Origin of the sequence: Caballeronia sp. GAWG2-1 (assembly GCF_023631405.1) — a bacterium.
GTDB lineage: Bacteria > Pseudomonadota > Gammaproteobacteria > Burkholderiales > Burkholderiaceae > Caballeronia.
This window is the reverse complement of the sequence record NZ_JALQDD010000017.1, coordinates 1-12,495: the sequence shown is the minus strand read 5'-3', so window position 1 is coordinate 12,495 and position 12,495 is coordinate 1. Positions and strand designations below refer to the sequence as shown.

Below are 12,495 nucleotides of genomic sequence, written 5' to 3'. Positions count from 1 at the left end.
GCTCCGATGGTTTCCCCGCATTCGCAACTCAAGAAGGTCACCGACCGCGTGATCGAACGCAGCAAGTCCACTCGTTCGGCTTATCTGACGCGCATCGACGCCGCGCGCGGCAAGTTTCCGGCGCGCGGCGCGTTGTCGTGCGCCAATCTCGCGCACGGCTTCGCGGGTCTCGAAGGGCAGGAAAAGTTCGCGATCAAGGCGGTGCGCGAGCCGAACATCGGCATTGTGTCTTCTTATAACGAAATGCTGTCGGCGCACGCGCCGTACAAGAGCTTCCCCGACATCATCAAGCAGGCGGCTCAGCAGCACGGCGGTATTGCGCAATTCGCGGGCGGCGTGCCGGCCATGTGCGACGGCATCACGCAGGGCAACGCCGGCATGGAGTTGTCGCTGTTCTCGCGCGAAGTCATCGCCATGAGCACGGCCGTGGCGCTCACGCACAACATGTTCGATGCCGCCTTGTGCCTCGGCGTATGCGACAAGATCGTGCCGGGTCTCGCCATCGGCGCGCTGCAGTTCGGACATCTGCCGACCATCTTCGTGCCCGCCGGTCCGATGACGAGCGGCCTCACCAACGACGACAAAGCGAAGGTTCGTCAGGAGTTCGCGACGGGCAAATGCAACCGCGACGCATTGCTCGAAGCGGAAGCGGCGGCTTATCACGGTCACGGCACATGCACGTTTTACGGCACGGCGAACAGCAATCAGATGCTGATGGAAGTGATGGGCCTGCATCTGCCGAGCGCTGCGTTCGTGCATCCGCATACGCCATTGCGCGATGCACTTACCGCCGAGGCCGCGCGTCGCGTACTGGATATCACGCTCGAACGCGGCCACTACACGCCGATTGGCCACGTCGTCGATGAGAAAGCGATCATCAACGGCATCGTCGCGTTGCTGGCGACGGGCGGCTCCACGAATCACACGCTGCATCTGGTGGCGATCGCGCGCGCGGCGGGGATCATCATCGACTGGAACGACTTCGATCAACTGTCGCAGGTCGTGCCGTTACTCGCGAAGATCTATCCGAACGGCAAGGCCGATGTGAACCATTTTCACGCGGCGGGCGGCGTTGCGTTCCTCGTGCGCAATCTGCTCGAAGGCGGCTTGCTGCATGAGGACGTGCAGACGGTCGTCGGTCATGGGCTGTCGCATTACACGAGGGAGCCGAAGCTCATCGACGGCAAGCTCCAATGGGTCGACGGCGCTAAAGAAAGTCATGACAGCAAGGTGCTGCGTAGCATTGGCGAGCCGTTTCAGCCGGATGGCGGTTTGCGGCTCATGCAAGGCAAACTCGGGCGGGGCGTGATCAAGATCTCGGCGGTTGCGCCTGAGCATCGCGTGGTGAAGGCGCCGGCTATCGTGTTCAATTCGCAGGAAGAAGTGCAGGAGGCGTTCGACAGGGGCGAGCTCAAGCGCGATTTCGTGGCGGTCGTGCGCTTTCAGGGCGCGCGCGCGAATGGCATGCCGGAGTTGCATCGATTGACGCCGTTGCTCGGCGTGTTGCAGGATCAGGGCTTCCATGTGGCGCTCGTGACCGATGGGCGCATGTCGGGCGCATCGGGCAAGGTGCCCGCGGTAATCCACATATCGCCTGAAGCGTTGTTGCATGGTCCGATCGGCAAGGTGCGCACGGGCGATATGATCGTGATCGATGCGCCGTCGGGTGTGCTCGACGTCGATATCGATGCCGATGAATGGGCGGCGCGCGAAGTGGAGGCGCCGCTGCATCAGGCGCAAAACGAGGCGGGCTTCGGGCGTGAGCTGTTCGGCGTGTTCCGTCACGCGGCGTTGCCGGCGGAAGAGGGCGCGTCGGTGTTTGGCGCGCTGCTTGACGCCGCGTCTGCTCCGTCGCACCGCTCGCCCGATGTCGTGAAGGCGCACGCGACACATTGAGTCAAAGGCCGTTGCTGCCTGAAACAAACCTCGCGGCTTGGCCGTTAGACAACGGCGCCGCATCAAACACCAGGAGTCGTATCACATGAAAACGGTAAGCGAAATCGTCCGTCTTGGTCCTGTCATTCCTGTTCTTGCCTTCGATTCGGTCGAGCAGGGCGAGCACGTCTCGCGCGCGCTGCATGCTGGCGGCGTGAAGGTGTTGGAGATTACGTTGCGCACGGCCGCGGGTATCGCGGCAATCGAGCGGGCGAGTCAGCTTGCGGACGATATCGTCGTGGGCGTCGGCACGATCACGAAACCCGAGCATTGTGCACAGGCAAAGAAGGCGGGTGCGCAATTCGGTGTGTCACCCGGCTTGACGCGAGACATGCATAAGGCTGCGCAAGATGCGGGCTTGCCATTGCTGCCTGGCGTGATGACCCCGAGCGACATCATTACGGCGATGGAACTTGGATATGAAATCGTGAAGTTTTTCCCGGCGCAGCAGGCGGGTGGAATTCCGATGCTGCAGGCTTTCCATGGGCCGTTTCCGAATTTGAAGTTCTGTCCGACGGGCGGGATTACTGCCGAGACGGCGACGAGCTTCTTGGCGCAGCCGAATGTGGTTTGCGTGGGCGGGTCTTGGTTGACGCCGAAGGCTGCGCTGGCTGCGCAGAATTGGGAGGAGGTTACGAGGCTGGCGCGGGCGGCTACGGAGTTGGCGGCGCAGGGGTGAGTTGCTGGGCTAAAGAGGTGTGATTTCTCTCGCGCATGAGCTTGTCCTTGGAGGCGCGTCCTTTGTACGAAGGTGACGTGCCCTGAGCCGAGCTCGCGTTTCGTGGTGGTACTCGCTTATCGAGCCCTTTTCCGATCTAGTCGGTTCTTGTCGGCCCGCATCTTCGACGTGACGCTTGAAATATCGACTTCTACTTTTGTGCGTCACGCCCGTTCTGCACACACCCTTGATGGCGGTGACGTAGGACCCAAGAGCTCATCCTTCAAAATGCTTGGGGGTTCTTCAACAAATTTCGGCTGACACTGACGAGTCAAGCGTTGTGTCGTGTTGAGTAAGAGTTCAGCACTTGGTCGTCGACGTTTTTAGTCTTATCCGTCAGACCAACGGCTCGAGCAAGCCGTCGCTGAGTGGCTCCGCACCACTGGCTGCATCACGGCAAGATGCAGACGATGTGTGAATTAACAATTCAATCGATGCTTCTAAGTTGAATTTGAGCATCTTAAAAATTGAAATCTACTCAACGTGCGAAACGCCCCGATGGTTTCGTTTGTTGAGCGATTTGGTTCGAACCAATACTGTTCGCCAATTTATTAAAACAGGCTGAGACAGGTGTGGATTTTGAATAAACAGATTCTGCGAATTTTTCTCCGCTATACGCCGTCGGATAATTGAATTCGTGATCCACGGACATGAACGATTTTAGTAGTATAAAAAGAGCGAGCTAAGACGAAGAAAATCATTGGTATCCGCACTGGAATGGCTGAAAGCAGGTGACAGAGAAACGAACTTGACCGCAGAATGCTGAACCAGAAGTAACTGCTTCTGAAAGACTCGACATTTGCTGACGCTTGCGAGCGAGCAGCGATCAGCAAGCAACAAGCGACGTGCGACGCGAAGCGAAATAGGCCCGATTCGACACTTAGTGCGCCTTCGCTTCTTCCTAAGTGGAACAAGTACACATGGCTCGATGTATTGGTTCGAACCGTACCTCGACGCTATAGCAGAATAACAGAGGCCACCGAATTGCACTGTGCTGGCGTCGGTGCGCGCATTCGTGCATTTTCATTCGTCGCAACCAAAACGCTGCTAATGCAATGCTTGCGACGCGTATCTTGTTCATGAGCGAGTTGGCGAATCGTGCCGACATGGTGGGCACGGACATCGATGCAGTGCGGCGTGGCATGGGATCGTGCCGTCAAGACGAGCTTCGGTGATACAAAGCGAGACATCGTTACGAACTGTGGCGACGCTTTCTTGCGCCGATCTCCCGCACGCTCTTTCGAGCTAATCGCCCCGACACTTTTTAGCTTTTCCACCGAAAGCGGTCGGACGTTTTAGCCTGCCAGACTGCCTTGCAGCGTTGGCAGACTAGAACCCTGGCACCGTCATAGGACGACTCTCATAAACCGTCAGGTTCACTGGGAATTTCAGGTGTTCTTCTATATATTTGACCAAGGAATCCGCTTTTTGTCCCCCGGCAAAAACGCTTGATTACGGTCTCTCCTGCTTCCCATCAGCGTTTGGCAAATGGCAACGCGTGCGTCTTTGGGCACAGCAGTCTCTCAAACGCAAAGCCAACAGCGCAGCGTTTCAATTTCTGAAAATGCGCTTCGTCTTTTCTGGGATAACAACTAATGACAATCCGAATCGGAATTTCTGTCGTAACGCATCAAGGACAGAACATCTGGCAGAACGGGCTTGGGCAAAATGTCATCTTCTTGGCGGAAGCTCTCCAACGGTTGCCGTTCGTAGAAAGCGTTTCGTTGATTGATGTTGGCGATCAAAACGCGATGCCGCCGCAAGTCGATCTGTCGTCTAGAAGGGTGCGCATCATGCGCGCAGCGGATGCAACCAATCTTGTCGATGTGATTTTCGAGATGGGCGGCGCGCTGGATACCCAGTGGCTTGATCTCATGCGCGCACGCGGCAAGAAGGTGGTTTATTACTGCTGCGGGCAGCCCTACGTTGGTCTCATTGAGGCGCCTGTTTTCGATAAACCGGTTCACGTCATGCGGCCGGACCGCTATGACGAAATCTGGTTGATGCCGAAAGATCGGTTGTCAATCCCCATGATGCGTACGCTCCACCGTTGCGACGTTCATCTCGTGCCATTCATCTGGCATCCGCAGTTTCTCGAACAACGCATTGCCGAAGTAAGCGAACACGGACTCCATTTCGGATATCAGCGTCGGAGCGGAACTTCATTGGAAGATCCACCACATGCGCAGGGCTTTCGTGTCGCAATGTTCGAGCCGAACATTTCAGTTGTGAAGACGTCGAGCATTCCGATGTTGGTATGCGAAGAAGCTTATCGAGCCGTACCTTCGAGCGTGTCGCACATGCATGTGCTCAACTCGCTGCACATGAAGGATCATCCGACGCTCGTGCAAATGGCGAATTCGCTTAACATCGTGAAAGACAGCAAGGCAACATTTCACGGTCGAAATGACATTGCAGGCTTCATGGCGCAGTACGCAGATGCCGTCGTCTCTCATCAATGGGGAAACGACCAGAACTATCTTTATCTTGACGTCTTGTATGGCGGCTATCCGCTGGTGCACAACTCGCCTTGGCTCGACGCGGGCTACTACTACCCGGATTTCAACGCGCAAGAGGGCGGCCAGCAACTCTTATTGGCTGCTCGCGAACACGACGCATCGCTAGCTGACTATCGCGCACGAGCCCAGCGTGTAATCGACTCAGTCAATCCGTTTCAACAAGCAAATCTCGATAGTTTTGCCAATCGGTTGCTGCACCTCTGCAACCACAGCACTGTGAAGCTCGGCGTATGAACAAGCAAACAAAACCCCGCATGCCGGAGCGGTTGAATGTCGGCGTTTCCATTTTTATCCGAAAAGGCGAGCAGTCGCTCTGGGAGAACGGCATTTTCCAGAACTGCCTGTATCTCGTCATGCTGCTTAAGCGTTCTCCGCGCGTAAAAGCCACTTATTTGGTGACGGGCGGCGGCGATGGTGGCCCGGAGGACGCCAAGCGTTTCTTGGTCGATTCGCCGGCACCGCTCATCGACATGGAAACAGCCATGACGAAGCTCGACGTAATGATCGAGATGAGCGCGCAGCTCAATAAGGAATGGTCGATCAAGTTTCGAGACGGCGGCGGAAAGATCGTTACGATGCGCGTGGGTAATGACTACGTCATTGACATCGAGCGAATGGTCTTCAACCTGCAACACGCGCTGCTTATCTCGGGTGCGCCGTATGACGAGGTTTGGACGCTCCCGGAATACGAGCGCAGTTGTGCGCCATACTTCGAGACGCTCTTCCGTGCGCCCGTGAAGCTGATGCCGCACCTTTGGAGTCCTGTGGTTCTCGACCGCGAGGTTGCGAAATTGCCGGAAGGCCAGACGTTTGGATATCAGCGTGGCCGTGGCCGCTGGCGTATCGGAATCTTTGAGCCGAATGTCTGCATGGTGAAAACGAGTTACATCCCCATGCTCTGCTGTGAAATGGCGCATCGGGAGAATCCGGACATGATTGAACGTATGTACGCATACAACACGTTCAAACTCAAAGATCATCCAGGATTCGCAGGATTCGCGCAGAGCCTGAACATTGTCAAACATGGGCTCGGCTTCTTTGAGGGGCGTTATCCGTTCGCGCAGATCGTACCAGTATCGGTTGATGCAGTTGTGAGCCACCAATGGGAGAACCCACAGAACTATGTCTATTACGAAGCCTTGTACGGTGGTTATCCGCTAATTCATAACTCGCATTTGATCGGCAATTGCGGTTATCGTTATCACGACTTCGACTGCGAAGAAGGCGGCAGGGCTTTGCGTCGCGCGTTCGCCGTACATGACGACAACCTCGCCAGCTACCAGGCTAGCGCGAAAACGTTTCTGAAGACGCTGGATCCGGAAAACGAAGAAAACGTACGGCTTTATACCCAAGCTATCGAAGCAGTTTATGCAAGAACCTGACAACTACGGGCAGCAAGCCTGTGACTGTGATGCGGAGTAGTGAGCGATGAAGAAGTTGCGTATTGGAATCACGATCGGACTGCATCATGAGGCCGAGACGCTGTGGAACAACGGCATTAAACAGAATGCTGTTTTCCTCGCGGAAGCGCTGAAAAATTGCCCGAACGTTGAAAGCGTCGTGCTGGTCAATACGACGCATGTGGCGATCACGGACAGATTGCCTTGGGATTTAAAGCGCTGGCCTACTGTCACCTTCAACGATGCGAAAGACAACGTCGACGTATTGATAGAACTCGGCGGCCAGATCGATCCGGCCGCGACAGACTACCTCAAGCGGCGCGGTGCACGGCTGATTTCTTATTGTTGCGGCTTCGAGTATGTGCACGCAATGGAGTCCGTCATATTTGGCAAGCCGAGCTTTGGTGAAAATCTGTTCGTCAATCAGCGCTACGACGATATCTGGATGATTCCGCAGGTTGCCAATATTAGTCAGGCGTATTTCGAAGTTTTGCGAAGACAAAGCGCTCAGGTTGTGCCGTTTATCTGGAGTCCGATTTTTTTGAATGAGCGGACCGCTAAATTGCCGAACTCGGGTGAATACCGGCCTCGCACCGGACCGCGCCGACTTAGCGTGATGGAACCGAACATCAACGTTGTCAAATTCTGTCTTTATCCAACGATGATTGGTGAGCTTGCCTATCGCGAGCAGCCAGACCGTATTGAACTGCTGCAGGTCACGAACGCTCAGCATCTTGCAGTAAATTGCAAAGAATTTATCTCGTTGATGAATCAGCTCGACATTGTAAGACAGTCCAAGGCTGTGTTCCTGGGCCGTTTCGAAACTCCTACGTTTCTTGCCGAGCGCACGGATATCGTGATCTCTCATCAGTGGGAAAACCCTCTGAATTACTTCTATTTGGAAGTGTGCTGGCAGGGATATCCGCTCGTTCACAACGCCACTCTGTGCACAGATATTGGTTACTACTACCACGCCAACAACGTGCAAGAGGGGGCAAAACAAGTAATTAAGGCCATCGAGGTGCACGACGCCCAATACATGGCTTACCGAGACGCTCAGAGATCAGCGATCAATCGTTTCATGCCTGAAAATGAAGCACTGTCAAAAACATACACACAGTTGTTAAATTCGTTAATGGAAAGACCTGCACGTTGAGGTTCAGCGTTACTTAAGTCGCAACTGTAATCGGCCAGCGGTTTCAAAACCGCTTGGCTAGAGCACCACGGTTTCCTGAAGCTTAGGAAACCGTTTTTATTGATATCGAATTCTTTCCCTTCAGTAAATTGGGACGCGCGCCGGTCTCCGCTGTTGTTCAGTAACCAACGGATTATCACAAACGCTTTTAGCTGGGCTAATGCGGTTTGCGCCTAACTTTCATCAGCTGTGTTCTGCTGTATTCAATGCGACTTTTCTTAAATGCGCGAGGCACAGCGGAAAGTGTCGCCCGTTAATTGGATTTCTGGATTTTAGGAGGTGTCCGCTTCTAACACGGCGAACACATGAATATTCTGTGCCGTAGTTAGAAGGTTTTCCTTCGTGTGTTTTTTGTGAAAGACGGTCGTTTTTTGTGGATCAATACGGTTTATGAATAAGTCATACCGCAGTATTTGGAATGAAAAGGTTGGAACGTTTGTCGCGGTTGCGGAAACTACAATGTCGCGTGGGAAGGCGTGCACAACCGCAAACAACGTAGCGCGCGAAAGTGGAAAGACGTCGCAAACGGTTGTGACGCCATCTCTTCTATTGAAGGCGGCAGCCGGAGCGGGCGCGTCGTTAGCTCTCTATTTTGTTGCACCAAACGTTGCTTTGGCTGTCCCCACTATGGGCGCGTGCACTAACGGATCGGGGTATGGCTTCACGAATAGCAGTTCCGGGACGGTTTCAGGCAACAGTTGCGGAAACAACTCGTTCGCGAATTTGGGCGCGTCTTTCACTGGAATCGTGCTGCAGGACGACAATGCCTCGCCGACAGCCTACATGGCATTGGGAGGCGGCGTCGTCACCATAGGCGCGGCAACTAAAATTCAGATGACCCAGTATCTGGACATGACTGGTCACTCAATCACTAACTTGGCGAACGGAGCGATCACGGCTAGCAGCACGGATGCTGTCAATGGAGGCCAGTTATTCACCATATCGAACTCGCTCTCGACGGTTGTCAGTTCGGCGTCGCTCTCGCTCTCCACTAATATTAGTTCGATGTCGACGGGCATGAGTTCGCTGTCCACTGCATGGGGTAGTGCTTCAACCAGTCTGTCGACGGGCATGAGTTCGGTGTCAACTGCATGGAGCTCAGCTTCCGTCAGCCTGTCCACGGGCATGGGTTCCATTTCGACAGCTTGGTCGTCAGTCTCGAGCAGCACGTCGACTAGCGTCGGTTCCATGTCAACCTCTGTATCTTCCTTATCAACCGCCATAAGTTCGCTGTCCACCGGTGTTAGCACGACGACAAGTCGTGTGAATAGCTTGTCGACAAGTTTGAGTTCGCTGTCAACGTCGACGTCCACTGGCTTGAGCAGTGTTTCTACGTCAGCGTCGACACAATTTTCCTCTCTCTCCACTGGGCTTAGCACAACAGGCAGCAAGATCGATAGCTTGTCTACCGGGTTGAGCACCGTGAACAGCTCCGCGAACAGCTTGTCAACCGGGTTGATTACGGTGAGCAGTAACGTCAGCAGCTTGTCGACCGGCTTAAGTACAGCTACAAGCGCCGTAAATAGCTTGTCGACCGGCGTAAGCACCGCCAACGTTGCTGTGAGCAGTTTGTCAACTGGGCTCAGCACGACCAACAGCGCTGTGAGCAGCCTGTCGACTGGCTTGAGCACAACGAACAGCGCTGTAAGCAGCCTGTCCACCGGCCTGAGCACGACAAACAGTACGGTTAGTTCGCTGTCGATTGGCGTGAGTACCACGACCAGCCTGGTAACGAGCCTTTCGAGTGGTCTGAGTACCACGACCGCTACGGTGAGCAGCCTGTCGACCAGTCTGAGCACGACCAATAGCAATGTCAACAGCCTGTCGACTGGCCTCAGCACGACCACCACTGCGGTAAGCAGCCTGTCGACCGGCCTGAGCACCACCAACAGCTCGGTGAACAGCCTGTCGACCGGCTTGAGCACCACCAACAGCACTGTCAACACGCTTTCAACTAACCTGAGTTCGTTGTCCGTCTCGACATCGACCGGCGTTAGTTCGCTGTCGACGGGACTGAGCACCACCAATAGTGCAGTGAGTTCGCTTTCTACCGGCTTGAGCACGACCAACAGCCAGGTAAGCAGCCTTTCCACGGGCGTCAGCACCGCGAACAGCAAGGTCGATAGCCTTTCCACCGGCCTGAGCACGACCGCCGGTACCGTCAACTCGCTTTCAACCGGCGTAAGTACAGTTGTCAGTTCGGTCAGCAGTCTGTCCACCGGCCTCAGTTCGCTTTTCGTTTCGACTTCCACCGGCATTAGTTCGCTTTCCACAGGCCTGAGCACGACCAACAGCGCCGTCACTAGCCTATCGTCAGGTCTGAGCACGACGACCAGCGCTGTGTCTAGCCTCTCGACCGGCCTGAGCACGACCAACAGCACGGTGAACAGTCTGTCTACCGGCGTCAGCACGGCAAACAGCGCCGTAAGCTCGATGTCGACCAGCGTGAACAGTATCTCCACGGGCTTGAGCACCACCGGCAGCCGCGTCGACAGCCTTTCGACCGGTGTCAGCACCGTCAGCAGCAACGTGGACAGCCTTTCCACGGGCCTGAGCACGGCTAACAGCTCGGTCACGAGCATGTCGACCACGGTCAACTCTTTCTCGACTGGTCTCAGCACCACGAATAGCGCGGTGAGCAGTTTGTCGACCGGCTTGAGCACGACGACTAGCGCGGTAACCAGTCTGTCGACGGGTTTGAGTTCAACGAACACTACAGTTAGCTCGCTGTCGACAAACCTGAATTCGCTTTCTGCTTCCGCATCCACGGGCATCACGTCGCTGTCGACGGGCCTGAGCAGCACCAATAGCGCGGTCAGCAGCCTTTCCACGGGCCTGAGCACGACGAACATCGCGGTTAGCAGCCTGTCCACCGGCTTGAGCACGACGAGCAGCAAGGTCGACAGTCTCTCGACCGGCCTCAGCACAGCGACGAGCGCAGTGAGTTCGCTTTCGACGAGCGTGAGTTCGATGTCGACGGGTTTGAGCACGACCAACAGCGCGGTCAGCAGCCTATCGACGGGTTTGAGCACGACGAATAGCGCCGTGAACAGCATGTCGACCGGTCTGAGCACGACCAACAGTTCAGTCAACAGCTTGTCGACGGGCATGAGCACGCTGTCGGCCTCGGCTTCGACGAGCGTGAGTTCGCTGTCGACGGGTTTGAGCACGACCAACAGCACGGTGAACACGCTGTCGACGGGTCTGAGCACAGCCGGCAGCAAGGTCGATAGTCTGTCGACGGGCCTGAGCACGACGAGCAGCAAGGTGGATAGCCTGTCCACATCGGTTACTTCACTGTCGACGGGTTTGAGCACCACCAACACTGCGGTGAGCAGCCTCTCCACGGGTCTGAGCACCACCAACAGCACCGTTGGCTCTCTCTCCACGAATGTGAGTTCGCTCTCGGCGTCGACTTCGACGGGCGTGAGCTCGCTGTCGACCGGCTTGAGCACGGCCAATAGCTCGATCAACAGTCTGTCGACGGGGTTGAGTACCACCAATAGCTCCGTTACCTCGTTGTCGAGCACGGTTGGCATACTTTCGACCGGTCTGAGCACGACCAACAGCACCGTCAACGTGCTTTCGACGGGCTTGAGCACCACGAACAGCAACGTCACGAGCCTGTCGACCGTCGTCGGCAATGCCGTGATGTACGACGATTCGACGCATTCCCTGGTGACGTTGAATGCAGGCGGCTCGGCGGTCAAACTCACCAACGTGGCAGCTGGGACGAGCTCGCTCGACGCGGTGAACTTCGGTCAGTTGACTTCGCTTTCAGCGTCGGCGTCGACGGGCATCACCTCGTTGTCCACTGCGTTGTCGACTTCGGGCATCGACATCATTACGTCGCTTTCGACAATGGTCTCGACGGGCGTGAGTTCTCTCTCCACCGGTTTGAGTACAACGACTAGCACGCTAAGCAGCTTGTCCGCGTCAACTTCGACGGTTGTGAATTCTGTCTCGACAAGTCTCGACTCGCTGTCCACCTCGGTTTCGACAGGCGTCAGTTCGTTGTCGACGGGGATGAACTCGCTGTCGGCTTCGACTTCGACCGGCATTAGCTCGTTGTCCACCGGCGTGAACTCGCTGTCGGCTTCGACGTCTACTGGCATCAGTTCGCTGTCCACGGGCGTGAGCTCGCTCTCCACGGGCATGAGCTCGCTGTCCACGGCGCTGAATTCGCTGTCGTCCTCGACGTCTACTGGCATCAACTCGCTGTCCACCGGCGTGAACTCGCTGTCGAGCTCGACCTCCACGGCCATCAACTCGCTGTCGGCTTCGAGCTCCACGGGCATCAGCTCGCTCTCCACGGGCATGAGCTCGCTGTCGGCGTCGACCTCCACGGGCATCAGCTCATTGTCGACAGGCATGAACTCGCTGTCGGCTTCGACCTCCACGAGCATCAGTTCATTGTCGACGGGCATGAGCTCGCTGTCGGCTTCGACCTCCACGGGCATCAGCTCATTGTCCACGGGCATGAGCTCGCTGTCGGCCTCGACCTCCACGGCCATCAGTTCGCTCTCGACAGGCGTCAGTTCGCTCTCCAGCGGCGTGAGTTCGCTCTCCACAGGTCTGAACTCGCTGTCGTCCTCGACCTCCACGGGCATCAGCTCGCTCTCGACGGGGCTGAACTCGCTGTCGACGTCGGCCTCCACGAGCATCAACTCGTTGTCGGCGTCGAGCTCGACCGGCATCAGCTCGCTCTCCACGGGCCTGAACTCGCTG

At 56.1% G+C, this 12,495-nt stretch carries 6 protein-coding genes and 1 pseudogene; all 7 read left to right on the top strand.

The genetic code is table 11. The annotated features are described in order from the left end of the window. The first annotated feature begins 6 nt into the window (after nucleotides 1–6). Nucleotides 7–1,896, top strand: coding sequence for a phosphogluconate dehydratase (gene edd, locus NCR98_RS11270; RefSeq protein ID WP_250526238.1), 1,890 nt, complete (start codon nucleotides 7–9; stop codon nucleotides 1,894–1,896). An 85-nt stretch (nucleotides 1,897–1,981) separates the two neighbouring features. Next, nucleotides 1,982–2,614: a bifunctional 4-hydroxy-2-oxoglutarate aldolase/2-dehydro-3-deoxy-phosphogluconate aldolase gene (eda, locus tag NCR98_RS11265; protein ID WP_250526237.1), complete on the top strand. Its 633-nt coding sequence runs from the start codon at nucleotides 1,982–1,984 to the stop codon at nucleotides 2,612–2,614. Nucleotides 2,615–3,696: 1,082 nt separating this feature from the next. Beyond that, nucleotides 3,697–3,804, top strand: a pseudogene (locus NCR98_RS11260) (hypothetical protein); the annotation flags it as partial. A 444-nt stretch (nucleotides 3,805–4,248) separates the two neighbouring features. After that, nucleotides 4,249–5,406, top strand: coding sequence for a DUF2827 domain-containing protein (locus NCR98_RS11255; RefSeq protein WP_284503822.1), 1,158 nt, complete (start codon nucleotides 4,249–4,251; stop codon nucleotides 5,404–5,406). Next, entirely contained in the window at nucleotides 5,403–6,554 is a 1,152-nt protein-coding gene (locus NCR98_RS11250; protein WP_250526236.1) for a DUF2827 domain-containing protein, read from the top strand. Before NCR98_RS11255 ends, NCR98_RS11250 begins: the two co-directional genes overlap by 4 nt. Before the next feature lie 46 nt (nucleotides 6,555–6,600). Next, nucleotides 6,601–7,728 (top strand): DUF2827 domain-containing protein, encoded by a 1,128-nt coding sequence (locus NCR98_RS11245; RefSeq protein ID WP_250526235.1) that lies wholly within the window; start codon nucleotides 6,601–6,603, stop codon nucleotides 7,726–7,728. Nucleotides 7,729–8,157: 429 nt separating this feature from the next. After that, nucleotides 8,158–12,495, top strand: a 4,338-nt coding sequence (locus NCR98_RS33480; protein WP_350029507.1) for an ESPR-type extended signal peptide-containing protein, incomplete at its 3' end; no start/stop codon positions are given.